This is a genomic window from Microbacterium sp. NPDC057944 (genome assembly GCF_042887445.1).
Lineage (GTDB): Bacteria > Actinomycetota > Actinomycetes > Actinomycetales > Microbacteriaceae > Microbacterium > Microbacterium natoriense.
In genome coordinates this window covers 1435653-1462306 of the sequence record NZ_JBHVPJ010000001.1, presented here as the reverse complement: position 1 = coordinate 1462306, position 26654 = coordinate 1435653, and the positions used below count along the sequence as shown (strand labels likewise).

The window sequence follows — 26654 nt, the reverse complement described above, 5'->3', positions numbered from 1 at the left end:
CTCCGTCGTGGTCTTCTCAGTATGTCCCGCGTCCTCAGACGCGGTCGTCGCGGATGTCGGTGATGATGCCGGAGAAGTCGCGCGTCGCGCCGTCTCCCTCGGCGAAGGCCGCGTACAGCTGCTGCGCGAGCCTGCCCATCTTCGCGTCGGTGGACGTCTGCTCGATGGCCTGCAGCGCGAGCCCGAGGTCCTTGGCCATGAGCGCCCCGGCGAACCCCGGCTGATAGTCGCGGTTGGCGGGGCTCGTCGGAACCGGGCCCGGCACGGGGCAGTTGGTCGTGATCGACCAGCATTGGCCGGAGGCCTGGGAGACCACGTCGAACAGGGCCTGATGCTCGAGGCCCAGTCGCTCGCCCAGCACGAAGGCCTCCGCCACTGCGATCTGCGAGACCGCGAGGACCATGTTGTTGCACACCTTCGCGGCCTGGCCGAGGCCGGGACCACCGCAGTGCACGATCCGCCTGCCCATCGCCTCGAGCAGAGGGAGCGCCGCAGCGAAGTCCTCGTCGGCCCCTCCCACCATGAAGGCGAGGGTGCCGTTCTCCGCGCCGACCACTCCGCCCGACACGGGCGCGTCGACGTTGCGGTGTCCAGCGGCGATCGCGAGCTCGTGGGCCGTGCGGGCCTCGTCGACGGCGATCGTCGAGGACTCGATGAACAGTGTGCCGGGGCGCGCCGCGGCCAGCAGCTCGTCCTGGTAGGCGGCGATCACGTGGCGCCCGGCGGGGAACATCGTGATGACGACATCCGCATCGGCGACGGCATCCGATCCGCTCGCGGCGACCGGGATGCCGGCGGCCCGCGCGGCGTCGATGGCCGCAGGCACCAGATCGAAGCCGTGCACCTCGTGCCCGGCCTTCACGAGGTTGACGGCCATCGGGAGTCCCATGTGCCCCAGCCCGAGGAAGGCGACCCTGCTCATGACGCGCTCCGCGTCTGGCTTCCGCCGCTGCGCTGGAGGGAGGCTGACCCTGCGGGGCGCAGCATCTCCCGCCCGACGATGAGTCTCATGATCTCGTTCGTCCCTTCCAGGATCTGGTGCACCCGCAGATCACGGACGACCTTCTCGATCCCGTAATCCTGAAGGTACCCGTACCCGCCGTGCAGCTGAAGGGCCCTGTTGGCGACGTCGAAGCCGGCGTCGGTGGCGAAGCGCTTGGCCATGGCGCAGCGCATCGTGGCGTCGGGGGCATGCTCGTCGACGGCCTGAGCTCCGTCGCGGACCATGAGCCGCGCGGCCTGCAGGTCGGTGCGCATGTCGGCGATGGCGAAGAGGATCGACTGCTTCTCGGCGAGCGGCTCGCCGAACGCCACACGCTCGTGCACGTACTGCACAGCCCGGTCGAGCGCCCATTGCGCTCCGCCGAGTGAACAGGCGGCGATGTTCAGCCGACCTCCGTTGAGGGCGGACATCGCGATCGCGAACCCCTTGCCCTCGTCGCCCAGCATGGCCGAGGCCGGCACCCGCACCCCGTCGAAGATGACCTGGCGCGTGGGCTGCGCGTGCCAGCCCATCTTCTTCTCGGGTGCCCCGAAGCTCAGTCTTTCGGCGTCGCCCGCCACGAGGAAGGCGCTGATGCCGCGGGCCCCGGGCTCGCCGGTGCGGGCCATGACGACATACACGCCCGCCTCGCCTGCTCCGGAGATGAACTGCTTGACGCCGGTGAGCACGTAGTCGTCGCCGTCGAGGACCGCGCTGGTGGCGATGTTCGCGGCATCCGACCCCGCTCCTGGCTCGGTGAGGCAGTACCCGCCGAACTGCTCCATCGCGGTGAGCGCGGGAAGCCACTCGCCTCTCTGGGCGTCGTCGCCGTAGGTGTCGATCATCCAGACGACCATGTTGTGGATCGAGATGTAGGCCGCGACCGCGGGATCGGCCTTCGCGAGCTCCTCGAAGATCGCGACGGTGTCGGTGCGGCTGAGCCCCGTGCCGCCGAACTCCTCGCGCACGTAGATGCCGCCGAGTCCGAGCTCGCCGGCGCGGCCGAGGCTCTCACGCGGGAACAGGTGCTTCTCGTCCCGCTCGAGGGCGTATGGGGCCAGCTCGGTGTCGGCGAACTCGCGGACGGCGTCGAGGATCGCCTCGCGCTCCTCGGCGGTGGTGGTGACGGTGGTGAGTGTCATGGGGATTCCTTGTGGGATGGGGGCAGTCGCTGCTCAGTGCATGGTGGGGCTGTCGCTGCTCAGTGCATGGTGGGGATGACGAAGCTCGCACCCTCTGCTGGTTGTTCGGCGCCCGACTGGCGGATCCCGCTGGGCCAGCGGCTCGTCACCGTCTTGGTCTTCGTGTAGAAGCGGAACGCATCGGCGCCGTGCTGGTTGAGGTCTCCGAAGCCGCTGCGCTTCCAGCCGCCGAACGTGAAGTAGGCGATCGGCACGGGGATCGGCACGTTGACGCCGACCATGCCGACGTCGACTCGCGCCGCGAAGTCACGCGCGGAATCGCCGTCGCGCGTGAAGATCGCGACGCCGTTGCCGTACTCGTGCTCGTTCGCCATGCGGAGCGCCTCCTCATAGTCCGCCGCACGGGCGATCACGAGCACGGGGCCGAAGATCTCCTCGCGGTAGATCGCCATGTCGGTCGTGACGTGGTCGAACAGGGTCGGACCGAGGTAGAAGCCCTCCTCGTGGCCGGGGACCGTGAAGCCACGACCGTCGGCGAGGAGCATGGCGCCCTCGTCGACGCCCTGCTGGATGTAGCCCTCGACCCGCTCGACCGCGGCCCGCGTGACGAGCGGGCCGTAGTCGACGTCGGCGGCGAGGGAGGGGCCGATGCGGAGCTGTGCGACGCGTTCGGTGAGCTTCGCGGCGAGAGCATCCGCCGTCTCCTGCCCCACGGGCACCGCGACGGAGATCGCCATGCAGCGCTCGCCCGCGGAGCCGTATCCTGCGCCGATCAGCGCGTCGACGGCCTGATCGAGGTCGGCATCCGGCATCACGATCATGTGGTTCTTCGCTCCGCCGAAGCACTGGGCCCTCTTGCCGTGGGCGGCGGCCGTCGCGTAGATGTACTCGGCGATCGGCGTCGAGCCGACGAAGCCGACGGCACGGATGCGGTCATCGGTCAGCAGCGTGTCGACCGCCTCCTTGTCGCCGTGGACGACGTTGAGGACTCCGGCGGGGAGACCCGCCTCCAGGAACAGCTCGGCGAGGCGCACCGGCACGGATGGGTCGCGCTCGCTGGGCTTGAGGACGACGGAGTTGCCTGCGGCGAGGGCGGGACCCGCCTTCCACAGCGGGATCATCGCGGGGAAGTTGAACGGAGTGATCGCGGCCACGACGCCGAGGGGCTGGCGCATCGAGTACACGTCGATCCCCGCGCCGGCGCCCGTGGAGTACTCGCCCTTCAGGAGGTGCGGCGCCCCGGCGGCGAACTCGATGACCTCGAGTCCGCGCTGGATGTCGCCCTTCGCGTCGTCGACCGTCTTGCCGTGCTCGCTGGCGAGCAGCTCGGCGAGCGACTGCATCTCGCGCTGCACGAGGTCGAGGAAGCGCAGCAGCACGCGGGCACGCTTCTGCGGATTCGTCGCCGCCCATCCGACCTGAGCAGCCTCAGCATCGGCGATCACGTTGCGCACCTCGTCGGCGGAGGCGAGCGGCACTCTGGCCTGCACTGCTCCCGTGCTCGGATCGAACACGTCGGCGAAGCGCCCGTCTTCAGGGGTGAGAAGCGATCCGCCTACAAAATGCGGAATGGTACGAGTCATTGTGTGACATCCCTTCGCGCCTTCGTTGGCACATTGTCGATGTTACTCGGGTCTCCGGATATTTACTAGGACGTCCTTGTATCTGCGTCATCGATAGATGCTCCGCCTGTGCCCGACATCGATCACCACGATGACCACCTCATCCGTCCTCACGTCGAGGACGACCCGATGGTCGCCGACCTGCAGCCTCCAGAGCCCCGCGAGTTCGCGTCGCAACGGCTTGAGCCTGACGGCGGGATCCTCCAACTCGGCCAGCTCGTACAGCGCGACGAGGATGCGCCGCGAGGTGCTGCGGTCGAGCTTGCGCAGTTGCTTCTCGAATCGGGGTGCCGGCGTGAGCCGGTAGAGCATCAGGCGGGCGCAGGCGTTGCGGCGCCGTCGTGCGCCGTTCGGCGGAGCTCTATCGGATCGAAGCCGAGGTCGCGTGAAAGATCGTCGAGCGAGCGTGATGGCACCTCGCCGCGACGCACGGCCTCCGCCTCCGCCCGCACCGCGTAGGCGTACTCGAGGTCGGCGAGATGCTGCGACACCGCCTCCCGAACGTAGTAGGCCGCAGAGCGCCCGGTCGAGGCTGCAAGCGCGTCGAGACGAGCTTTCAGCTCTTCCGGAAGGCGGACGCTCAGCACACCTGTAGACATGTATACATCGTTCCACATGATCAGGCGCCTGTCACAGGATGTCGTCGAGGTGGAGCAGACGCACTCCCCGGTCGTGCAGGATGAACTGCGCACGCAGCGGCACCCTGAGCGCGAACGCCGCATCGCGCATCGCCCTTGCCCACTCGCGGTCGTCGACGCCCACGGCCGGCGGGCCGATGCGCTCCCAGACGATCACGACGGACTCGCTGGAGGTCACCTCGCGCAGGAGGTCCGCGCGCTGCACGAGCAGCTGGGCCTCGGTGAGCTCGCCGAGATCATCCGTGCGCGTCAGCGCGTTCGGATCTTCGGGATACCCCTCCATCGGGATGAGGGGCTCACCGAGGCATCCGCGCGCATCGATGAACATGAGCCACACCTGGCGCCGACTGGCGCGTTCGAGCATTCTTTCGAGGAGGGCGCGGAGGTCGTCGTCATCGCGCAGCGGGCGGTCGTTCTTGGGGGTGTTCTGATCGGTCATGCCCCTGATGCTGGCGCGATCGCCACTCCTCGTTCAGCGGCATCCCCCAGATTTCCGCGGCACCGTGGACAACTTCTCCCCCACCACCCCCTGGGGACGAACAGTGGGCCGGCCGCCGAGTACACGGCATCGCGCCGAGTGCACGGGTCGTCGACGTGGATGACCCGTGCACTCGGCGACAACCCGTGCACTCGGCGGCGGGGCGGGCCGCCAGGACTCAGTAGGCGATCACGGGGAGCGGGAGCCAGGAACGCGAGTCCGTGTACGGCTCTGTTCCCTCGAACCGCGCCGTGATCAAGTGGATGCCGCGGGTCACCTTGGGCACGGTCACCGTGACCTTGCCCCGATCGGCGGCGGTCAGCTCGAGCGTCGCGACGACCTTGCCGTTGTCGCGCACCGTGACGGTTCCGACGGCGGCGCTGCGGTCGTCTGCGGTGACCGTGACCTTCACGATCGCGTTCCGGCCCGCCTTCACGACGACGTCGGACGAGCTCAGCCGCACGGACGTGTCGATCGGCTGCACCTGGTCGTCGACCAGCACGGCGACCGACCGCGCTGGCACCGTCACCGTGCCGCTCGCGGCATCCCACGTCGTGCCCTTGACCACCGCATCCGCTCCGTTCGCCTGCGCCGGCGTCAGAGCGAACGAGCGACCGGCGAGCCCCGCCACCGTCTGCGTGACGGGTGCGGGCGACGCGTTGAACACCACCAGGGCTCCGTCGAGCTCGGGGTCGACGTCGGCCCCCACCAGATCGTCGATCTGCATGAGGATCACGCCGGGGGCGGCCTCCGCTCCGCTGTTCGGGAACGTCACTTTCTGCTCGATGAGATCCGCCGAGCCGAGCCGCAGCAGGTCGACCTCGTCGCGCACCCGCAGCAGGTCGAGGGCCGATGCCTCGGCCGACGCCATGTCGGAGGCTCCGGGCTTGAGCGCCGGGTTCTCCAGCAGCGGCGCCATGATCGGCCACTTCTCCTGGTTGTCCGCGGCGGTCGGCAGGCCGGAGCCGAAGGTCGACTCCTGGCCGGTCCAGTCGATGCGGTTGAACCAGTCGCCCGAGTTGTAGCTGTTGCGGTCGAGCGACTTCGAGCGCAGCAGCTCGGTGCCCGCGTGCCAGAACGACGGCGACTGCGAGAGCGTCACGGTCGCCAATTCGAGCGTGTTCATGCGCACCCGGTCGGCCATCGACGTGCCCACCGGCAGCTTGAACACCGACAGGTCGTACAGCGTCTCGTTGTCGTGGGCATCGACGTAGTTGATGACCTCGTCCGGCTCCTGGGCATAGCCTGCGGCCGAGCCGCGGTAGTCGATGCCGGAACCGGCGGTGACCTTCCCGTCGCTCGTCACGAACGTGAAGTCGCGCAGGTTGCCCGCGAGCCCCAGCTTGACGAGATCCGTCTCATGGCCGAGGTCGGCGAGCGCCTGCTCGGTCGTGCCGTTGATCGGGTTCCCGTTCGGGTCCGTGCCGAGACCGGTGCCGAAGCCCTGACGGAACGTCGAGGAGCCGTCGACCGGGCTGCCGCCGTGCACGGCATCCCGCAGCCTGTCGTTGAACGTGCCGATGCCGGTGCCGCCGAGCTGGCCCTGCGTGGCCTGCTCGAACAGCGCGTTGTTCGCGACCTCGCCGAAGTTCCAGCCCTCGCCGTACAGGTAGATCGCCGCGCCGTCGACACCGTCCTTCTTGAGGGTCAGCGCGTCGAGCGCGTCGCGGATCGCCTGCATGTTCGTCGTGGAGTGGTGCCCCATCAGGTCGAACCGGAAGCCGTCGACCCTGTAGTCGCGCGCCCACGTCACGGTCGAGTCGACCATGAGCTTCTGCGCGGCGAGGTGCTCTGTCGCGACGTTCTGGCAGCAGGTCGAGGTCTCGACCGCGCCTGCCGCGTTCAGCCGCTGGTAGTAGCCGGGCACGACCTGATCGAGCACCGACGTGCCCGCCTGACCGGATGCCGCGGTGTGGTTGAACACCTGGTCGAGCACGACCTGCAGCCCCATGTCGTGCAGCGAGCCGACCATGGTGCGGAATTCACCCACGCGCGCCCCGCCGTTCGCGTCGACCGCGTACGAGCCCTCGGGCGTCGAGAAGTGGTACGGGTCGTAGCCCCAGTTGAAGCCGTCCGCGTCGGCCACGGCCTGCACGCACGCCTGCTGCTGATCGGACGCGGGGCCGAACGATGCGAGGTCGCAGTCCGGCACGGCCTGGACCGCGCGGTCCTCCTCGATCGTCGCGAGATCGAACGACGGCAGCAGGTGCACGGTGTTGATGCCGGCATCCGCGAGCTGGCGGAGCTGATCGGTGCCCGCGCTCTTCTCATCGAAGGCGAGGTAGGTGCCCCGTTCCTCCGCGGGCACGGTCTCGTCGCTGATCGAGAAGTCGCGGATGTGCAGCTCGTAGATCGCGCGATCGACCGACTTCTCCACGACGGGGGATGTCGTCTTCTGCCAGATCTTGGGCTGCCACGCCTTGTCGTCGAGGTCGATCGCGACGGAGCGCTCCGAGTTCAGCGTGAGGGCCGTCGAGTACGGATCAGTGACCAGATTGGTCTCGATCTTCCCCGTGGTCGGCGCGTAGACCTTCACCTCCCACAGGAACTCGTCGCCCTTGAGTTCCTTGCCGCCCTTCACGGTCCAGGTGCCGGATGCCGCGTCCCATGCCGCGTCGTGGCGCACGGGATCGCCGCTCGCCCCGGCGTTCCAGGTCAGGAGGGCCGCGCTCTGCGCCGTCGGCGCCCACAGCCGGAAGGTCGGCTTCTTGCCGCTGAAGGTGACACCGAGGTCGACCTCGTCGAGTGCTGCGGCGTAGAGGTCGTCGAGCACCCCGGGGATCTGCACGCCGGTGAACGCGGTGAGGGCGCCTGCCGTGTCGCGCTGGGCGACGGCGAGCTGCGTGCGCACGAGCGCCGCGGCATCCGCATCCTTCACCCTCAGCGCGAGGTAGCCCTGGAGAGCGGGGAAGCGCGCGAGCTGAGCGTCGGTGAGACCGCCGTCGATCACGGTCAGGGCGATCGGATCCGCGCCCGAGACGTCGCCGTCGGCCACGGCGAGCGCGGCATCGGATGCCGAGTACAGCTGGTACGCGGCCCTGTCGGGCTTCCCGAGCGTCGCGGGCCACGCGATGGTCGTGGCGTCGATCCAGTGCGCACGCAGTTCGCCCGTGCCGGGGAGCGGCGGGTCGACGCTCACGACCTCGAGGATGTGCGTGGCGATCGTGTAGCGGAAGGTCGTGACCTTGCCCTCGGTGGCGCTGAACGAGATGTTCGCCCCTCCCGGCGCTCCGTCCGCTCCGTAGTTCTCCGTCCAGCTCAGGCCGTGCGCGACCTTCAGCTCATAGGCGCCGGTCGGCAGCTTGTCCGTCGCGAACTCGTAGACGCCGTCGCGGTCGCCATCGGCCATGAGGGTCGCGAGGCAGTCGGGTGACCAGTCGGCCGCACAGCCGAGCTCCGACTGCTGCGAGCCGGGGAGCGTGACGATGGGGCCCTCCGACGTGGACTGCACGATGTTCGTGCGCGGATCGAAGTAGAACGTGATCGGTCCGCCCGCGTGATGCACGGCGATGTTCGAGCCGTCGGGTGCGCCGTTGACGCCGTAGTTGATCGCCCAGCTGCCGTTGATCGCCGCCTTGTACTCGTAGTCGCCGGCGGGGACGTCGAACGTGCCGGCCCACACCCCGTCTGCACGGAGCGTGAGCGCGGCCTTCTCACACGCCGGATCCCAGTCGCCCGCGCATCCCATCTCGGAGTTGAGGCTGCCGGGCACGGTCACCATGTCGATCGGGGACTCCGGCTCCTCGGCCTGCTCGAGCGTCACGGCGTTGCCGACCGAGGCGTAGGTGGATGCCGCGGAGTGGTGGCCTGCGGCATCCGTCGTCACCGCCCGGTACTCGACCAGCGTTCCCTTCGCCAGGCCCCGGATGTCGTGGAAGACGCGGGGATCGGTGTCCTCCGCCGTGCCGAGCGCGTGCCACTCGTCGGAGCCGACGACGCGGTACGCGAAGCTCGTCTGCGCCCACTGGTCGGCGATGGTCGCCTGCACGGCGGACTGCCCCGCGAGGCCGGCGCCCGCGGCGGGAACGCTCAGGGTGACCGGCGCAGCCTCGGCGGGGGCGGTGACCTTGCGATCCGCCTTCCACACCACCGCGGACAGTGCGGGCACAGTGATGCTCGTCGCCGCACCGGCATCCGTCGTCAGCGCCGCGCCGTCGCCGTAGACGGCGCTGTAGCCGGCGTCGGCGGTGAGCGTCTTCAGGTCGACGGTCTGCGCCGAGGAGGCGTTGTTGACGGCGACGAGGTATTCGACCCTGTCGTCGGCATCCACCCGGGAGAACGCGTACACGCCCGCACCGGATGCCGTGTACCGCTCGATCTGCGCGCCGTCGACGAGCGCGGGGTGGGCCTCGCGGAGGTCGGACAGCGCCGCGATGCTGCGGTACAGCTCGCCGTCGGTGCCGTAGCGGTCCGTGGAGCCGACCTGCTCTCCCGTGATGAGGTTCTGGTTCGCGTACTCCGCCACCTGCGTGGCGAAGAGCGACTGGCGTGCGTCCTTGTCGCCGCCGGTGCCGGCGAAGCCCTGCTCGTCGCCGTAGTAGACGACGGGCTGCCCGCGGGTGAGGAACATCAGCTCGTGCGCGAGCTCGTCGCGCTGCACCGCGGAGTCCGTGTTCCGCAGGAAGCTCCCCACCCGGCCCATGTCGTGGTTGCCGAGGAAGGTCGGCAGCGCCGTGGCCGAGGAGTCGGAGGTCGTGTAGCGGTCATCGCCAGCGAACAGCGACTGCAGCCCCTTCGCGGAGTTGCCCGAGGCGTAGCTGACGGCCGAGGACTGGAATGTGAAGTCGAGGATCGAGTTCATGTCGGTGTCGCGCACGTAGGGGGCGAGCTTCACCGGATCGGCGTCGTAGACCTCGCCGAACATGAAGAAGTCCTTCTTGCCCTTCGCGTGGGCGTAGTCGAGCACGTCCGTCGTGAACTGCTGCCAGAACTCGAAGTTCACGTGCTTGACGGTGTCGATGCGGAATCCGTCGATGCCGAGGTCGATCCACTTGTCGTAGACCTGAACGAAGCCGTTGACGACGGTCGGATGCTCGGTCATGAGGTCGTCGAGGCCGCTGAAGTCCCCGTAGGTCACGGACTCCCCCGACCAGGTCGAGTCTCCGCGGTTGTGGTACAGCGTGGGGTCGTTGAGCCAGGACGGGACCTTCACGTCCTTCTCGGCATCCGCCACCACGGGCGTGTACGGGAAGCTCGTCTCGGGGTCCAGGGCGGGGAAGTCGCCGGTGCCGGCATAGTCGCCGGGGTCGAACGCCTTTCCGTCGGCGTCCCGGTACGGGCTCGTCGCCTGGTCGATGTAGTCGTACTTCTGCTGCGTGTAGTCGATGACGTCGGCGGTGTGGTTGGTGATGATGTCGAAGTAGACCTTGATGCCGCGGTCGTGCGCCTCGGCGATCAGCGCCTGCAGCTCCTCGTTCGTGCCGAGATGCGGGTCGATGCGGGTGAAGTCGGTGACCCAGTAGCCGTGATAGCCGGCGCTCGCGTTCGCCCCCTCGCCCTGCACGGGCTTGTTCGCGAAGCTGGGGGTGAGCCAGATCGCGGTGGTCCCCAGTCCCTCGATGTAGTCGAGCTCGTTCCGGATGCCGGCGATGTCGCCGCCCTGGTAGAAGCCCTTGTCGGTGGGGTCGAATCCGGTCGTGAGCCGGTCGCCGTCCAGACCGCCCCTGTCGTTCGACGGATCGCCGTTCGCGAAGCGGTCGGTCATCACGAAGTAGAACTGCTCCCCCGCGCCGGGCTGCCGCACCGGTGCCGCGATGAGCGCATCGTCGTCGCTCGTGTAGCCGCCGCGGAGGTCTTCGACCTCGACGCCGACGCGGTGGCGGGTGTCGTCGTAGGTGAACCGGAGGGTCGCCGGGCCCGCGACCGTCAGCGGGATGTTGTCGCCTCCGCCGTCGAGTCCGTACGCCTCGTCCCACCCGTCGTCGAGAGCGACCTTGTACTCGTAGCTGCCGGCGGGCACCTCGAACTCGGCGCTGTAGATGCCCGGTGCACCCGTGGGGGCGAGCTCGGTTGCGGCGCAGTCGGGCGCCCAGTCGGCGGCGCAGCCGAGCTCGGACTGCAGGTCACCCACGAGCGCCGCGGTGCGCTCTGCGGCGGATGCCGCGGGTGTGGCCACGGCCGCGAGCCCCGCGGTGATGAGCGCGGTGACGGCGAGGAGTGCGGTACGGCGTGCGGTGGTCGTCTTCGACACGGATGCTCCCTGGGGATGGAGAGGACACGACAGCGTGCCCGGATGCTGTGCGTGCGAAGCTATCAGTCCGCTGGGAGAAACTGCAAGCGCTTCCAGTACATCTGTCGCGTAATATTCCAGACTCGTCCGGCAGAAGAAGCCGATAACGCAAGCGCTTTCAGGAGACGCTCCTCCCTCGATCCGCGAGTTCTCCCCTCGTTCACCGTCCGGTCACCTCCACCGGCTACAACTGCAGATGCGCGGACAGAGACTCAGACCGGATCGGGTAGTCACAGCTTCCGCGCCAACGGTGAGCGTCTGCTCCCGTCGCGGTGCCCACACCGCGAAAGACCCCCGCCGAATCGGGTCGGCGGGGGTCTTCTCCGTTCTGCGGCGCGCTCCGGAACGGGTCGCCGCGGCTACAGCCTCTCGATGATCGTGGCGTTGGCCATGCCGCCGCCCTCGCACATCGTCTGCAGTCCGTAGCGCCCGCCGACGGCGTCGAGATGATCGACGAGGGTGCCGAGCAGCCTCGTGCCGGACGAGCCGAGCGCGTGACCGAGGGCGATCGCACCGCCGCGCGGGTTGAGCCTGGTGGCATCCGCCCCGACCTCGGCGGCCCAGGCGAGCGGCACCGAGGCGAATGCTTCGTTGACCTCGTAGGCGTCGAGATCGTCGATGCCGAGGCCCGACCGTTCGAGGATGCGACGGGTGGCCGGGATGGGCCCGGTGAGCATGAGGAGCGGGTCGTCGCCGACAGCGGCGAACGCATGGAACCGGGCGCGCGGCGTCAGCCCGAGCGCGGCGGCGCGGTCGGCGCTCATGATCAGCGCGGCGGAGGCGCCGTCGGTCAGGGGGGACGAGTTGCCCGGTGTGATCCGCCACCCGAGCTCGGGGAAGCGCGCGGCGAGCGCGTCCGTGCGGAACGCCGGATTCAGCCCGGCCAGCCCCTCGGCCGTCGTCCCCGGCCGGACGGTCTCATCGGTCACCGCATCCGGCGCCTCGTCGACCGCGACGATCGTCCTGTCGAAGAAGCCCTCCGACCAGGCGGATGCCGCCCGCCGATGCGACTCCGCGGCATAGGCGTCGAGCGTGTCGCGGTCGAGGCCCCAGCGCTGTGCGATGATCTCGGCGCTCACTCCCTGGTTGACCAGGCCCTCCGGGTAGCGTGCGCGCAACCGCGGCGACATCGGCGATCCTCCGGCGAGTGCGGTGCCGAGCGGCACTCGGCTCATCGACTCGACCCCGCCGACGATCACGGCGTCGTAGGCCCCCGCCATCACGCCCTGCGCCGCGAAGTGCACCGCCTGCTGACTGGATCCGCACTGCCGATCGATGGTGGCCCCTGGTACCGACTCATCGAATCCGGCGGCGAGGAGAGCCTGGCGCGCGATGTTCGACGACTGATCTCCGACCTGGCTCACGCAGCCGAGCAGCACATCGTCGATCTGCGCGGACTCCAGGCCGGTGCGCTCCAGGAGCGCGGAGAGGACGCCGGCGGCGAGGTCGACCGGGTGCACGCCCGAGAGCGCTCCCCCTGGCTTGCCCCGGCCGACGGGAGTGCGGACGACATCGATCAGGACGGCTTCACTGCGCGTGCTCATGGCTCCATTCTCTCCCCGCGATGGCCGCCACGGCGCGGGTCAGGACTCGGACTGGACGAGCCCGTCTTCGACCGCGCGGCGGAAGAGGTCGACCTTCGTCGGCGCGGGGCGCCCTGCCGCCGCGTACTTCGCACGGATCCGCCGGATGTGGTCGAGCACGGTGGCGCGCGAGACGTACAGACCCTGGGCGACGCTCTCCGCCGTGTTGCCCGCCGCGTAGAGCGCGAGCACCTCGGCCTCTCGCACGGAGAGACCGGCGTCGGCCACCTCGGGCACCGCGCGGCTCATCTCCGCCAACCACTCGGCCCCTGCGACGACCTGCCCGCGGGCGGCCGCGCGGATCGTGGCGATGATCTGCGGGGCGTCGGCCGACTTCCTGATCAGTCCGACGGCGCCCGCACGCGCCGCCTGTCTCAGCATCGGCGGCGGCTCCTCGGCGACGAAAGCGAGGATCCGCGCCCCCGTGCGCGACAGCGCCGTCATGTTCTGCGACGGCGTCGACCCGTCTGACAGCGTGAGGTCGAGCAGGATCACGTCCATGCGCTGCTGGAGCGCCAGCAGCTCGGCCACGGTCGTCCCCACCGCGACCACGTGCAGGCCCGGATGCCCGTTGATGATCGCCGTCGTTCCGAGCTGCATGACCCGATGATCGTCCACAATCCCCACGCGAACGATCGAGTTCACTCCGGTCCCCACTAATTCACACCACTTTCCTCGGCGCGAGTCCCCAGTAGATGCGCCGACACCCCGTTTCACGCTGCAAGACAGCTGCGGGGGTGACGTCGCCCCCGCAGCTAGAGAGGGACCCTGGGGAGGAGAGTCACCTCGTGGCGGACGAACCGCCTCTCTAGGGTTGCCGGTACTCCCTCCGCTCACAAGGAACGGGACGGCTTTCCCCCGTAAGTGGGGGACGCGTCATGCGCCGGCACGCGAGAACTCCTCTCGCTGCACGCTGCCGTCCCCCCGCTCCCGCACCACCGTCACCACGGAGCCGCCCCCGCGATGCACCTCCCTCACGGTGACCGCGACCGACCCCTCCTCCGCGACCAGTCGCGCGATCGACGTGGCGAGCTCTCCGGGAAGACGGTGCCTCGTCGCCGTCTCCTCGCCGAGCAGCAGCACATGCACGCCTCTCCGACGGGCGGCGTCCACCGCCGCGACCAGCGCCGGGTGGTGCAGGCCGGGAGCGCGGATGCGGTCGCGGATGCTCCCCTCAGCCGCAGCGAGCTCCCCGATGAGCGCGTCATCGATGTCGGCGCCCGAGGCGAGCGCGGTGAGCAGGGGCTGGGCGGTCCTGCGGATGCCGGACAGCTCCCGTCGTGACGACCACCGCTCGGCCGCGGCGAAGACGGTCGCCGATGCGGCCTCGACGGCGGCGGAGCGGACGCCGTACTCGCGCACGGAGATCCTGCTGACGCCGATGAACCACGTCACGCCGACCAGCAGGGAGACCACGGTCGGCGTCGCCATGGCCACGACCCCGATGGCGGGTTGGCCGGTCGCGGATCCCCACGCGGCGACGAGCCCGACGAGCAGAACGGCGCCGACGCAGCCTGCGGCCGGATTGCCGCGCGCCGCCACGAGAGCGACGAGGTAGGAGGCGAAGGTCAGCAGCCACACCTCGCCGGCGGGAGCGTCGAAGATGTCGGCGTAGGCGAGCACGCACAGCGCGACGACGACCGCGCACCCGATGACCGCCGCCGCCTCCGCGCCGCGCAGCCTTCCGGGGTGCTGCGCCGTGACCATCAGGGCGCCGAGAAGGGCCACCAGATAGCATCCGATGCCGACGGCGGGGTTCGGCACGGGGAACTGCCCGACCAGCAGGCTCTGCACGATCCCCGTCACCCAGAGCGTGGCGACCGCGACCCGTGCGATCCGAGTGGACAGGCCGGAGTCGATCACCCTCGCCGCAGCGCGCCGCCATCCCAGCTCGACGCGTGTGCCGCCCGCGCCCGAGGTCACGTCCGCCGTGCCGCCGGGGAGGTCGCGCATGCGTTCGAGGATGCTGTTGCGCAGCCCCATCCGCTCGGGAGCCACGTCATCCGGATCGAAGCCCGGTCCTCGGTCGGAGACCACGAGCGTGAGCTCGTCTCCCCCGACCTCGACCGAGACGGCCGGGCCTCCGTTCCGGGCGTGGAGGACGCTGTTGCGGAGGGCCTCCCCCAGCGCGAGCGACGAGCGCTCCAGCACCGCGGCGGGGACCGTGCCCGCCCTCATCGCGATGCTCAGATCCGCGTCGGCGGCGATGCCGTGCGCCACTCTGGCCAGAGCCTGTCCGGCATCCTCGACCTCCATCTCGCGCTCGACGTCGATCTGGGCTCCCGGGTGCATGCGCATGGCGGTGCGGAGCGCGTCCAGCCCGGCCGACGCCGCCTGCCGCACCTCCGGGAGCGCCGGCCCGGGAAGCCGCATCGCCGCGGTCAGCACCGACAGCACCTCGTCGTGGACGATCCTGGCCACCGCGCGCTGGCTCCTCAGCCGCTCCTGCGCCCTGTCGCGCCGCGACTCGAGACGCCGGATCGACTCCTCGGCGCGCTCCAGGCGGAGCAGTCGCGCCCGCGCGCCCATCACGGCCGCGAGCACGGCGATGTTGCCGACATGGATCGGGGTCATCGCGAGGGCCGTCGCGGGCACGGCTCCGAGGAAAATCAGCCCCGACAGCGCCATCGCGAACGGGATGACGGCCGCGAGCGCGACGGTCGCGACGGCGGAGCGCACGAGCAGTGGCATCAGGCACACGGCGATCGGGCCGAGCACCCCGATCCACGGACGCAGTCCGTCGGCGTCATCGCCGCGGTAGCCGAGGAAGACCGTCACCTGAGCGGCCGTGACCGAGAGGATCGTCGTCGTCCAGAGCACGCGGCACGCGATCGCCGAGAGCGTGGCTCCCGCGACCGCGAGGACCACGATCCCGAGCACGGGCACGGCGGCGAGGAGCGTCCACCAGGGGGCGAACTCGGGCGTCTGCGGAAGGATGCGGGACCATGCGGCGACGGTGCTCAGGATGCCGCACCACGCGATGATCCGGCCCAGGCGTCGGTCGACGAGCGTCAGCTCGTCGCGCAGCGCGGTCATCGATCCGGCGCGACGAGCCCGTCCTCGATGGCGCGACGGAACAGGTCGACCTTCGTGGGAGCGGCGCGGTCGACGGCCGCGTACTTCGCGCGGATCCGACGGATGTGATCGAGCACCGTCTCCCGCGACAGGAACAGGGACTGCGCCACGCGGTCGGCGGTCTCTCCCGACGCATAGAGGGAGAGCACCTCCGACTCCCGCGGGCTCAGCCTCGCCGACACGAACTCCCGGTCCGCGTCGAGCGCCGCCGCCCAGTCGGGGGACGCGATGACCTCGCCCCGGGCTGCGCGACGCACCGACTCGACGATCACCTCCATGCGCTCGGACTTGCGGATCATCCCTGAGGCGCCGGCGCGCGCGGCCTCGCGGACGAGACGCGACTGCTCACCAGAGGTGTAGGCGATGATCTGCGCTCCCAGCGGTGCCAGGGTGCGGATGTTCTCCGTCGGAGAAGAGCCGTCGGAGAGCGCCAGGTCGAGCATGACGACGTCGAGCTTCGACGCCTTGGAGAGGAGGTCCGGAGCGCGCGGTCCCGTCGCGGCGACGACGATGTCAGCGTGCTTCCGGAGTATCGCCACGGTGCCGAGCACCGTGGCCGGGTGATCCTCGACGATTCCGACGAGAATGGGCATGAAGAATCTCCCTCGGGTGGGCTCTCCCCACAGCTGAGCATAGCGCTCGCGCAGTATTCCGGTCACTCCATCGGAGCGGCGTCTGGCGCGTCGCGATCCGCCTGCGGAGACCGCGCGGCGGTCGAGCGACCAGCCCACCAGCCGTACACCCCGATCACCACGAGGGCGGCGAGGTAGGCCACCGCCCACCACGGGAATCCGGCGCCCGCCGCGAGCCCGCCGGCGGCGACGACCGACTGCGGCGGATTCGGCGTCTCGCGCTCGCCCGTGACGAGGATGCGGTGCGAGTTGATGCCCAGTGGGGTGCAGGTGACGAGCGTGACGAGGTCGCGCCCTTCCTCCTGGCGGAGGGTCTCCGTGTCGGCGGGGTCGACGACCCGCGCATCGATCACACGATAGGTCAGCACTTCGCCGAAGGTCGTCAGCGTGAACAGGTCGCCCTTCTTCACCCGATCGAGGTCGGTGAACATCGCCGCCTCCGGCAGCCCCCGATGGGCGGTGATCACGGCGTGCGTGCTCGTGCCGCCGACGGGCAGGGACGTCCCTTCGAGATGACCGGCACCCTTCCGCAGCGTGGCCTCGTCCGTGCCGTGATAGATCGGGAGATCCACGCCGATCGACGGGATCTGGATGCGCGACATGACGCCCGAGTCCGTGCGCAGCATGCTCGAGTAGTCGAACTCCTGCCCGGTGCGCGCGGAGCTGGTGGGGACGTTCGCATCGGCGGCGAGGATCGCACCGGCGGAGAGGGCCTCGTTGTACCGGTGGGCCTCCGCGCGCTGGTCTGCGGGCCCTGGCACGGCGGCGGCCACGCTCTGCGGGTAGCCGTCGACGATCAGCGCCTGGTTGTAGTCGGCGAGCCATTGCGCGGCCGGCGCGTAGGCGAACACGGTCGCTCCCGTGACCGCTGCGGCCAGCGTGACGAGCAGCAGGACCGACGGGCGCCAGCGAGGCCGACGCCGCGCGTCGGCGTCGCTCCGAGGAGGACGCGCTCGCGTCTGCGGCGTCTCTGCGGTGACGTCATCGTTCACGTGTCCTTCTCCTCTCTCGTCCGCATTCTCTCGTGAGCGCGTCGGCGGCGGGGACGCCCTGCGTCCCCGCCGCCTCATGCGCCCGCTGCCATGCACCCCTGCATCAGCGGGCGCGCGGGCCCGGGGCGGTGACACTCCAGCCCCGCCCCGGGGTCTCTGCGATCACGTCTCCGCGATCAGGCGTCCTCAGCCGCCTTGCGCCGCCGTGAGACGAGCACTCCGCCGACGGCGATGACCGCCAGTGCGGCTCCCGCGATCATGAGGGCGAGCTGTCCGTCGGCTCCGGTGAACGGCAGGGTCGGCAGTCCCTGCTGGGTGTTCGGGATGTCGATCAGCGCGACGGTGCCGTTGTCGCCCGCGGCGACGACGACCTCGGTCAGCGCTGCCGCACCGGCCGGGAGGATGAAGCCCGCCGGGGCGGCGATCTCCTTCAGCACGTAGCAGCGCTGCGCGTAGTCGTGGCCGGGGGCCGCGACGTCGCTGACGGTGCCGTCGGCGGCGACCGTCTTCTCCGTGTCGCCGATCCAGAGTCCGGGGAAGACGACGGAGCCGTCCGCACCGGAGGAGACGACGAGCGGCGAGGTCGTGCCGGGTGCGGTGACGGCGTCGAGAGTGTCGATGTCGGCGATGCAGCCTGCGGCATCCGTGGTGCCCATGTAGATCTCGAACCGGGCGCCGGCGAGGCCATGCTGCGCGTCAGCGGCGTTCACCTTCTTGACGGTGAGGCTGCCCCATCGTGTCTCGACGACATCGGTCGGCGACCCGCCGGGTCCGTTCGGGACACCGGGGGTGAGCTGGAAGCCGTTCAGGTTCACGAAGGCCTGGTTCTGGATCTCGCCGACCGCGTTCGCTGCCGCGTCGAAGGTGAGCACGACGTTCTGCCCGGCCTCGAGCTTCGCGAGCCCGGCGGCGGTGAAGGAGACGGTGAGCGTCTGCCCCGCCCAGGTCGCCGTGTAGTCGGCGCCCTGCACGAACGCGGCTCCTCCGCCGACGGCCACCGACAGGGTCGAGAGGTCGGTGTTCGGGGTGAGGGCGGGGTCGAGCGTGTCGGTGATGGCGAACACGTCGTACGTCTCGCCGGCCGCGAGCGCGGGGATCTTCGTCGTCACCTGGTACGTGACCGGCGCCCCGAGAGCGGCGCCGTTGTCGTCCTGGCGGACGACGTTCTTGCGCGGGCTCTCGGCGAGCGTGTTCTTCGGGTAGACGTTGACGTCGTACACCCACTCGCCGTCGAGCGGTGCTCCGGCGATGCCGGTGTTCACCGCGGGGGTGGGCACCGTGACGATGAAGGGGATCGCGGGCGCGATCACCCCGGCGGGGGCGTCGATCTCGCGCACGAAGTACGGACCGACGGGCAGCGCGCCGGTGGACACGGTGCCGTCTGCGCCGGTCGTGACCTCCTCGCAGCCGCTCAGCGCGTAGGCGCCGAGCGTCGCGGTGCCCTGGGCGCCGGCGGCGAGCTTCTCGGCCTGGGTGATCGCGTTGAGCGCATCCCATCCCGTGTTCGTGCCGTCGACGAGGTCGATGCCGTCGATCGCGCACACCTCGAACACGACGTCGGCGATCGGCTCCGTGTCGGGCTGCGTGCCGGTGCCGTCGGGGTTCGCGGTGCCGCCTCCGGGGTTCGCGAACTTGTGGATGGTGATCGAGCCGGTCTGGTCGGGGTCGATCTCGGCGGCGCTCGCGGCCGAGCCCGTGGCGAGGATGCCGAGCGCGCCGAGCGTCAGCGCTGCGCCGATGGCGAGGATCCGGCGCCCTCGCGGGTGCGTGAGTGCGGTCATGTGATGTCCTTTCAAGTCCGCCCCTGGGTGGGCGGGATGAGTGGTTCTCCGCTGGTGCGGAGCGGGCGGGTCGGTGAGACGCGGCGCGGTCATGCCCTGCGCCTGCGGCGGATCTGCCAGACGACGAGTCCGGAGGTGAGCAGAAGCAGCACGCCCCCGATCAGCAGCAGGTGGTCCGTGCCCAGACCGCCGGTGAACGGCAGGACCGGAACTCCCTGCTGCTGGTTGACGATCCCGTCGAGCACGGTCACCTGCACGGTGCCGAGCACGGTGACGGTGCGCACGGTCGTGTCGAGCACGTAGCCGGCCGGGGCCTTGGTCTCGACGAGCTGGTAGTCGCCGGGGGTGAGGTTCGGCACGCGGAGGGCTCCGCCGGCCGGGTCCTTCTCGGGCCCGGAGCACGGCAGCTCCGTGCAGTCCTCGACCGTCAGCACCATGCCGGTCGGCGCGCCGTTCTCATCGAGCGCCTGGAGCGTCCACTCGGAGCCCGCCAGGAGGCGCTGCTGAGGCGACTCGTCGATCTTCGTCCACTGCAGCGTTCCTGAGATCGGGTTCACCACGGTCTTGTCGAGGAAGACGTTGCGCAGCTCTCCGAACGCGTCGTCGTTCACGGTGACGGTGTAGGAGACCTGCACCGTCTGCCCCGCGGCGAGCGCACCCGTCCAGGTGAGATGGTGCGTGCCGGCGTCGTAGGCCGCCGCTCCGACGGCGGGGTCGACCGCGATGGACGCCTCGTCGAGCGTCGCGTTGCCCACGACGTCGCTCAGGTCGTCGAACACGGAGAACGGACCGCTGCCGATGGCGCCGCTGTTCGTGATCGACAGCGTGTACTTCACGTCATCGCCGGGGTTCACGAGCGACCCGGCGCCCTTGTCGACCGTCTTGTCGACGCTGAGGATCGGATGCTCGACGACGATGCCGGGCTCGACGAGGAGGTTGCGCAGCGTTCCGCTCGCATCGTCGTCGAGCGTCACCGTGTACGTGATCGTCGCCGTCGTGTGCGCCGCGAGCGGCGCCCCCGCCGTCGACCTCCAGACGAGCTCCGTGTCGCCCGCGGTGTACGCGACCTGCCCGCACGAGGCGCCGACCGGCGCACACGTCAGGACCGGCGGCGACGCCAGGGTCGCCTTGTCGAGCACCTCCGACATGTCATCCGTCGCGATGCCGCTCGTGGACGGAGAGCCCGTGGCGTTCGACACGGTCACGGTGTACGACACCGTGTCTCCCGCCTTGACCATCGTCCCCGGTGCCGGGTCGGAGGTCTTGGCGTACGTGAGCGCCACCGCGGGCACCGTCGTCGTCGCGCAGGATTCATCGTCGTCGTTCGGCTCCGCACACGGATGCAACGGCGTCACCGGGGTCGTCCCGTCGACTCCGAAGCGGTTCACGAGCGCCGCGCCCTCCTGGGCCACGCGCACCGTGACGGTGTACGTGAACTGCTGCCCGAGGGGCATGCTCGCGAGGTTCCAGGTGACCTCGCCCCCGGCGTGGACTCCTCCCCCGCTCGCGGAGACGAACGTCACGCCGGCCGGGAGCGTGTCCCGCAGGGTGATGTCGGAGAGGTCACGACCACCGTCGTTGACCGCGCTGACGGTGTACGTGAGCAGGTCGCCCACGTTCGCCACCGTCTTGTCCACGACCTTGTCGATCGTGATGTGGCTGAAGTCCTCGCGGGCGATCCCGACACGCGCCGACTCGACGGGAGGCAGCGCCTGCCCGGAGACCGTGTTCGTCTGGGCGGTGGCGAACGTGTTCCATGCCACGTCCGCGGTGTCGGACAGGGCGGGAGTCGTCATCCCGATGTCGATCGTGAAGCCCTGGTCGAAGGCATACGTCGCTGACGACGTGAACTTCAGCGCGCGCACGCTGTCGAACAATGCCGCTCCGGGGCTCGCGGGCAAGGCCGCCCAGTCGTCGGCACAACCGGGGTTCTGCGCGTTCGGCAGCACCTCGGGCCGGCACGGGTTGGTCGACGTGGAGTAGTACGCCGTCACGCCCGCGGGCAGCGCCGCGATGCTGGTGAGCGTGGGCCGGAAGGTGCTTCCGCGCTGCTGCTGCAGCGTGCCCTGCACCGTTCCCGTGTCGCCGACGCGCGGGAGCAGGTCGTAGGCGACCACGCCGTTCATGGCGGCGAAGCTCTTGTTCGTCCAGCCGAGCCGGAACGTCGCACTTCCGCCGGCCTCGTCGACGTAGCCGATGGCCGGGAACGTCTTGAAGGCAGTGTCGAGGCTCCCCCTCACGGCCTTGGTCACCCGGACGGCATCCGACGACGGGTCGGGGTTGATGGTGAACGTGGTCGAACCGGTGCAGGTGAAGCCCGCGCCCGTCGTCCCGGCGACGGGTGCTCCCTGCGTGCAGAGCGCCTGAGTCTCCGGGTCGGAGAGGTTCACTGCGACGGTGTTGGTGAAGTTGCCAGGGAACGGCGCCACCGCGGGAACGAGGATCTCGACGCGCAGCCGATCTCCCATGCCGGGGCGCAGCAGCGAGTTGACGACGTCGCGCGGTACCGTGACCGTCAGCGAGGTCCTCCCCGTCGCGGGGTCGACCGCCGTCGTCGAGGTGATGCCGAGCCCCATCGCCCACTGCGAGACTCCGTACCTCCAGGCTCGGCCGGTCACCTGACCTGTGACGGTCCAGCCTGCGGGGAGCGTGTCGGTGAAGGTGAGATCGCCGGTCGTGGGTCCGGGCAGGAACACCTCGCTCGTGAACTGGAAGTTCTTCCCCGAGGTCGAGTAGAACTTGCTCGCCCCGATCTGCGGTCCGTCCTTGATGAAGATCGTTCCGATCGAGGTCTCTGTGGTGGCGTACGCGTCGGTCGAGCCGACGAGGAAGGAATCGACGGATCCGCGGTTGCGAATGAGATCGCCGGCCCCACGATCGGCATCGACGTAGCCGCCCACGTAGACGTCGGTGCGGATATTGGTCATTCCCGTCGCGCGGGGGATGAGGAGCTCCGCCACGCGCCCTACAGCGCTGTCCGGCACCCGATACGTGCGGTATTGCGGACCGTTCGGATAGGTCGCGGCGCTCGCTGACTGAGGCGTCAATGCGACGATCGATCCGTCGGTCAACCGTGCCTGCACGACGACCGCGTCAGGGACGCCGACGGCGTTCGCGGATGCACGGGTGTCGATCGTGACGATCGTCGGGTGGAAGGCGGGGTCGGTGCAGAGCGTGCCGCCCGCCGGATAGCTGGCATAGGACACACCGGTCGCGTTCGTCGCACACGGCATCGGGTCGACGAGAGCGAACTCCGTATTGGGCTGCGCCTGATCGATGCGCAGCCAGTACACCGACTCGATCTGGAAGCTGTCGACTGATCCGGGGAAGACATGCGCCGTGGAGGATGGTGCAGCCGCCAGACCGCGGCCGAGCCAGGATCCGGGATAGGTCGCCGACCGATACCCGTTGAGGTTCAGGTCCCACTGCCCGTCGCCGAGCGTGTTGAGGAGCGGGCCGTAGCCGAGCTTGGCCGTGACGGCTCCGGGGAGACGGTCGACCACGGTGAGGCCCGCCGAGTCGCTGTCGGTCACGGTCGAGCCGCTGAGCGAACGCCCCGTCGCGGTGACGCGGTTGACCAGCGCCGTGCCATCCGGCACCCCGGCGTTCACGGTCGCCGTCACCGTGACCGGCACGGCCTGCCCCGAGCCGAGCGCGCACCTCTCGCCGAGCTGAGCAGCCGTGAGGGTGAGGGTGACCGTCTGCCCCGTGACGACCGCCCCCGCGGGACTGCTGGATGCGTAGGTGAGTCCCGCGGGGAGGGTGTCCACCAGGATGAGCTGGGTGAGGTCCTCGACGCCGATCGTGGTGGCGGCGAGCGGGCAGTCCCACCACATGGTGAACACCACGGAGTCACCGGGGACGTGATAGGCGACGTCGACCGTCTTGCGCACGTCGATCGAGGGGCTCGCGGTCGCGGTCGAGGTGACTCCGGGAGCCGTGACGGTCGGCGTGCCGTCGCTGAAGGTCATCGTGGGCGCCAGCGTCCACGTGGTGCCGTTCGGAGTGGTGTGGTTCGGCGGCGTGATCGTGACGCCGATGGTGCCCGACGTGCCCTGCACGAGGTCATCGAGCTCGATCACGAGCTCTCCGCCAACGACGTTCCAGGTGCGGATGAGGGGGTTGGCGCCGACCTGCACCGGCATGCCTGCCGCCGCCCCGAGGGGGATGCGGATGACCGGGTCCGTCGCGCAGGGATCGGCGTTGACGTTGCTGCACGCGTACGTCAGCGAGTACGCGAACGCAGTGCCGGACTTCTGAGACGCCGGTGTGAGGGCGGTGATGCCCAGCGTCGGCTGCGAGCTCGGGTCGGCGACCGCCGTCGTGGGAGCGAGCAGACCAGCTCCCAGGGCGAGGATCGCGAGAACCGCGAGGAATGCGCGGCGCACTCCTCGCGGGCGATCGCGGCGGTCGGCGCGCGCGCCGAGGCGCTCGGATGTCGGCTTCACTGTCTCTCATCTCTCTGACGTCGTGGCGCACAGGAGACGCCTCAATCAAGCAGACGGTATTCCGGTCGCGGGATCACGCGGTCCGCCGCGAATCCCCCTGTTCTGGGGGATAGGACCGGAACACCCCTCGCTCACCCGAACCGCGCACCGCCGCTCAGTCCCCGGGCTCGAGGATGCCGTCCTCCACGGCACGACGGAACAGGTCGACCTTGGTCACGGCGGGTCTGCCGGCGTTCGCGTACTTCGCGCGGATGCGGCGGATGTGGTCGAGCACCGTCTCCCTCGTCACGAAGAGCTGGTTCGCCGCGCTCTCCGCCGTCGCCCCTGCGGCGTAGAGCGCGAGCACCTCGGTCTCCCGGGCGGAGAGAGCGACGATCACCCCAGAGGTGCGACGGACGTCGGATGCCGCGTCGGATGCCGCCTTGGACCGTCCTCGCGCCGCTGCACGCAGTCGGGAGACGATCTGAGTCACATCGTCCGTCTTCCTGATCGTCCCGACCGCGCCCGCTCGCATCGCCTCGCGATGCGCCCCCGCAGACGACCGATCCGTGAAGACGAGCACTCGCGCTCCCGTCGCGGCGAGAGCGGCGATGTTCCGTGCGGACGGGGAGCCGTCAGACAGGAGCAGATCGAGCAGCACGACGTCGATGCGCTGCGACACGCTCAGCAGCTCGGCGACCGTGCGTCCGACGGCCACGACGTGGACGCCCTCCCTCGCGTTCAGCATCACCGCGATCCCCACCAGGATCGACCGGTGATCGTCGACGACGCCGATCCTGATCACGCTGCCGTGTTCGTCGATTCCCGCTCCCATCGTGCGTCCCTCCGTTCGACCTGGGTCTCGGTGTCGGAGAGCGCGCCCCGTGCGCTCCCCGACACCTCTGCGCGCTCTCCCTCCAGTCGGGCATCCCCATACGCCGTTCCAGAACGCGCGACCCGAGTGCGGCAGCCTCGCCTCACCCGGGCGCGTGAGGACACGGACGACTGTCCGGCCCTCACAGAGCAAGACGGCGTCAGACGCCCCTCATCACTCGGTTCCCCGCGAAACCGTCACAACTGACGGTGCGTGCGGCAGGCTGGTCTCAGCCGATGTCCGCGACCACGGCCGCGGCATCCCTGCTCTCCAGCTCTCTGAGCGCGCGGAACATCGCGGACTCCGAGCCGAAGCCGGTGGCCCTCACCAGCGTGGAGGACCTCGCATCGGGCTGCGCACGACGCAGCGCCCTGGCCGAGCGCGCGCGGATGTCGCGCAGCATCCCCCTGACGGTGAGCTCCTCCTTGGCGAACGCCGCCTGCAGGGTGCGCGGCGACACGTCCAGCCGGTCGGCGAGGGATGCCGTCGTCAACGTCGGATCGTCCGACTCCGCGAGCATGATGTCCGTCGCCCTCGTCACGATGCAGCGTCGATCGGTCAGGCTGCCGCCGACCAGCTCGATCATGCTCCGAGCGACGCTCCGTGCCGCCGCGTGCAGCGGCGACGCGTCGAGGTGCTCGGCGTCGTCGACCGCGGTCACCCCGTCGATGAAGCCAATGAACGGGCGCAGCGCATCCAGGCTGATCGCGGGAGCCGCCGGCCGCGCGCCCGCCGTCGTCAGCATCCCCGGGTCGGGCACCGACATCGCGAAGAACTCGTTGCGGGGGGCCGAGAAGCGGATCCGCGACTCCGCCGTGGTGGCGGGGATCACGACGACGCGCGTGCTGCTCCGCCCCGCAGGGAACACGGGCTCGACCGTCATCCGCCCTGAGACGCACATCACGAAGAGGAGCCGGGTCGTCGGAGCGGGAGACGGCCACTGCATCTCGATCTCCGGGGAGGCGACATGCCAGAACCGGATGTCGCCGACACGGGCGACCCGCGCCCTCAGCGGGGCGCCGTCGTCGACCCCGATCACCCTGGTGTCCACGCGGCGGAGGTACTCCCCCGTGACCTCGCACCCTTCGAGTGACCGGATGCTCGGAACCGGGAAGTGCACGCGGCGCACGGAGGTGTTGCCGCTGCGGGCTGCGCTCGTGCTGGTGCCGGGCATCCGTGTGATCCTTCCCCGTCGCTGCGGGCCGCGCATCGCCGGCGACGCCGACCGGAGGAGACCGGGGCGCCGTGCGATCTCACGTCACACAGTAACGCCGGCAGAACCCGGATGGGGCTCCGGGTCCTGCCGACCGGCGACGGGTGGGGACCGCCGCCAGGGCCGGAGGGGGCCGGCCCTTCCGCGCTGGGGGCGCGGATCCCGACTCCCCGCGAGAACCGCGGGAGATCGGGTGCTTCATCCATCACACCAGGCGGGGCGGCGGCCGCGCCGGGATCTGCGGGAACCGGCTGCGGCTCTGCGTTCTCCGGCAGCGGACGCCCGCGCGACGCCTCGCCTCGGCATCCGAAATAGAATCGACGAGGCGCCGCCACCCTGGCGCATCCCCCTTCCGACGTGCCCGCGATCCGGGCCGCGCACCCCTCCGAGGACCCACCATGTCCAGCGAACCCATCACCGTGTCCATCCGCCGCGAGGTCGACCCCGACCACGTCGCCGAGGCGACGGCCTGGGCGCAGACCGGCGTGAACCTCGCGCACAGATATCCGGGGTTCCTCGGGTCCGGCTGGGTGCGCGACGGCGAGGACTCGAACGTCTGGCACATGCTCTACCGCTTCGCCGACGAGGAGACCCTCGTCGCGTGGGAGCGCTCGGGGGAACGCGAGTGGTGGCGCTCGGCCGGGGAGGGCTTCGTGCGCAGCGAGCGCGCGAAGCGGCGCACCGGCATCGAGGGCTGGTTCGACGATCCGAGCACCGACACCATCACCATCCCCCGCGCCGACGGCACCACGGCGACCGTCTCGGTGGTGCGCACGCCGCCACGGTGGAAGCAGGCCGTGTCGATCTGGCTCGGGTTCTTCCCCGCGAACGTCGCCTTCGCCTACGCGCTCAGCCCGGTGCCGGGGTGGAACGAGTTGCCGATCTGGCTGCGGGTGCTGTGCACGACCGTCGTGCTCACGCCGATCATGACGTACTGGGTGCTGCCGTGGGTGACGAGGACGCTGCGGGGCTGGCTCGCCCGCTGA

General features: G+C 70.1%; 17 protein-coding genes. 1 reads left to right on the top strand and 16 read right to left on the bottom strand.

Annotation, left to right across the window (positions count from 1 at the left end; translation table 11 throughout):
* Positions 1-34 precede the first annotated feature (34 nt).
* From mmsB to ACFVRO_RS06520, 16 genes are all read right to left on the bottom strand, one after another.
* Positions 35-922, bottom strand: a complete 888-nt coding sequence (mmsB, locus tag ACFVRO_RS06595) for a 3-hydroxyisobutyrate dehydrogenase (RefSeq protein ID WP_105675082.1) — start codon at positions 920-922, stop codon at positions 35-37.
* The gene (locus ACFVRO_RS06590; RefSeq protein WP_386950580.1) at positions 919-2124 is read right to left on the bottom strand and encodes an acyl-CoA dehydrogenase family protein; all 1206 of its coding nucleotides are present in this window, start codon (positions 2122-2124) and stop codon (positions 919-921) included. Before ACFVRO_RS06590 ends, mmsB begins: the two co-directional genes overlap by 4 nt.
* Before the next feature lie 59 nt (positions 2125-2183).
* On the bottom strand, positions 2184-3707 hold the full coding sequence (locus tag ACFVRO_RS06585) for a CoA-acylating methylmalonate-semialdehyde dehydrogenase (RefSeq protein WP_386950576.1): 1524 nt from the start codon (positions 3705-3707) through the stop codon (positions 2184-2186).
* Between the two features lie 87 nt (positions 3708-3794).
* On the bottom strand, positions 3795-4058 hold the full coding sequence (locus ACFVRO_RS06580) for a type II toxin-antitoxin system RelE/ParE family toxin (RefSeq protein ID WP_386950573.1): 264 nt from the start codon (positions 4056-4058) through the stop codon (positions 3795-3797).
* A complete protein-coding gene (locus ACFVRO_RS06575; protein WP_386950570.1) occupies positions 4058-4345 on the bottom strand; it encodes a ribbon-helix-helix protein, CopG family in 288 nt (95 codons plus the stop codon). The genes ACFVRO_RS06580 and ACFVRO_RS06575 overlap by 1 nt, the downstream gene beginning before the upstream one ends.
* 31 nt (positions 4346-4376) lie before the next feature.
* Positions 4377-4823 carry a hypothetical protein gene (locus ACFVRO_RS06570; protein WP_386950568.1) on the bottom strand — a complete coding sequence of 149 codons (447 nt, stop codon included), beginning with the start codon at positions 4821-4823 and terminating at the stop codon, positions 4377-4379.
* A gap of 217 nt (positions 4824-5040) precedes the next feature.
* Entirely contained in the window at positions 5041-11052 is a 6012-nt protein-coding gene (pulA, locus tag ACFVRO_RS06565; protein WP_386950566.1) for a pullulanase-type alpha-1,6-glucosidase, read from the bottom strand.
* Between the two features lie 398 nt (positions 11053-11450).
* On the bottom strand, positions 11451-12635 hold the full coding sequence (locus ACFVRO_RS06560) for a thiolase family protein (protein ID WP_386950563.1): 1185 nt from the start codon (positions 12633-12635) through the stop codon (positions 11451-11453).
* A 39-nt stretch (positions 12636-12674) separates the two neighbouring features.
* Entirely contained in the window at positions 12675-13292 is a 618-nt protein-coding gene (locus ACFVRO_RS06555; protein ID WP_386950560.1) for a DNA-binding response regulator, read from the bottom strand.
* Positions 13293-13550: 258 nt separating this feature from the next.
* Positions 13551-15710, bottom strand: a complete 2160-nt coding sequence (locus ACFVRO_RS06550) for a sensor histidine kinase (RefSeq protein ID WP_386950557.1) — start codon at positions 15708-15710, stop codon at positions 13551-13553.
* The gene (locus ACFVRO_RS06545) at positions 15707-16342 is read right to left on the bottom strand and encodes a response regulator (protein ID WP_386950556.1); all 636 of its coding nucleotides are present in this window, start codon (positions 16340-16342) and stop codon (positions 15707-15709) included. Before ACFVRO_RS06545 ends, ACFVRO_RS06550 begins: the two co-directional genes overlap by 4 nt.
* A 62-nt stretch (positions 16343-16404) precedes the next feature.
* A complete protein-coding gene (locus ACFVRO_RS06540) occupies positions 16405-17373 on the bottom strand; it encodes a class C sortase (protein WP_386950553.1) in 969 nt (322 codons plus the stop codon).
* A 176-nt stretch (positions 17374-17549) separates the two neighbouring features.
* A complete protein-coding gene (locus ACFVRO_RS06535) occupies positions 17550-19154 on the bottom strand; it encodes a SpaH/EbpB family LPXTG-anchored major pilin (RefSeq protein WP_386950551.1) in 1605 nt (534 codons plus the stop codon).
* An 89-nt stretch (positions 19155-19243) separates the two neighbouring features.
* Complete coding sequence (locus tag ACFVRO_RS06530; protein ID WP_386950549.1) at positions 19244-23602, bottom strand: SpaA isopeptide-forming pilin-related protein; 4359 nt, start codon at positions 23600-23602, stop codon at positions 19244-19246.
* Between the two features lie 154 nt (positions 23603-23756).
* Positions 23757-24416: a response regulator gene (locus ACFVRO_RS06525; RefSeq protein WP_386950546.1), complete on the bottom strand. Its 660-nt coding sequence runs from the start codon at positions 24414-24416 to the stop codon at positions 23757-23759.
* Between the two features lie 268 nt (positions 24417-24684).
* Positions 24685-25629 carry a hypothetical protein gene (locus ACFVRO_RS06520; protein WP_386950543.1) on the bottom strand — a complete coding sequence of 315 codons (945 nt, stop codon included), beginning with the start codon at positions 25627-25629 and terminating at the stop codon, positions 24685-24687.
* A gap of 437 nt (positions 25630-26066) precedes the next feature.
* On the opposite strand from ACFVRO_RS06520, the gene ACFVRO_RS06515 reads away from it, so the two are divergent.
* Positions 26067-26654, top strand: a complete 588-nt coding sequence (locus ACFVRO_RS06515) for an antibiotic biosynthesis monooxygenase (RefSeq protein WP_105676822.1) — start codon at positions 26067-26069, stop codon at positions 26652-26654.

What these genes read in the sequence shown, in the direction of transcription:
- ACFVRO_RS06535 (WP_386950551.1), bottom strand. Translation starts at nt 19,154, where the DNA reads ATGACCGCACTCACGCACCCGCGAGGGCGCCGGATCCTCGCCATCGGC.
- ACFVRO_RS06560 (WP_386950563.1), bottom strand. Translation starts at nt 12,635, where the DNA reads ATGAGCACGCGCAGTGAAGCCGTCCTGATCGATGTCGTCCGCACTCCC.
- ACFVRO_RS06525 (WP_386950546.1), bottom strand. Translation starts at nt 24,416, where the DNA reads ATGGGAGCGGGAATCGACGAACACGGCAGCGTGATCAGGATCGGCGTC.
- ACFVRO_RS06550 (WP_386950557.1), bottom strand. Translation starts at nt 15,710, where the DNA reads ATGACCGCGCTGCGCGACGAGCTGACGCTCGTCGACCGACGCCTGGGC.
- ACFVRO_RS06520 (WP_386950543.1), bottom strand. Translation starts at nt 25,629, where the DNA reads ATGCCCGGCACCAGCACGAGCGCAGCCCGCAGCGGCAACACCTCCGTG.
- ACFVRO_RS06575 (WP_386950570.1), bottom strand. Translation starts at nt 4,345, where the DNA reads ATGTCTACAGGTGTGCTGAGCGTCCGCCTTCCGGAAGAGCTGAAAGCT.
- ACFVRO_RS06515 (WP_105676822.1), top strand. Translation starts at nt 26,067, where the DNA reads ATGTCCAGCGAACCCATCACCGTGTCCATCCGCCGCGAGGTCGACCCC.
- ACFVRO_RS06580 (WP_386950573.1), bottom strand. Translation starts at nt 4,058, where the DNA reads ATGCTCTACCGGCTCACGCCGGCACCCCGATTCGAGAAGCAACTGCGC.
- ACFVRO_RS06585 (WP_386950576.1), bottom strand. Translation starts at nt 3,707, where the DNA reads ATGACTCGTACCATTCCGCATTTTGTAGGCGGATCGCTTCTCACCCCT.
- ACFVRO_RS06570 (WP_386950568.1), bottom strand. Translation starts at nt 4,823, where the DNA reads ATGACCGATCAGAACACCCCCAAGAACGACCGCCCGCTGCGCGATGAC.
- mmsB (WP_105675082.1), bottom strand. Translation starts at nt 922, where the DNA reads ATGAGCAGGGTCGCCTTCCTCGGGCTGGGGCACATGGGACTCCCGATG.
- ACFVRO_RS06545 (WP_386950556.1), bottom strand. Translation starts at nt 16,342, where the DNA reads ATGCCCATTCTCGTCGGAATCGTCGAGGATCACCCGGCCACGGTGCTC.
- ACFVRO_RS06590 (WP_386950580.1), bottom strand. Translation starts at nt 2,124, where the DNA reads ATGACACTCACCACCGTCACCACCACCGCCGAGGAGCGCGAGGCGATC.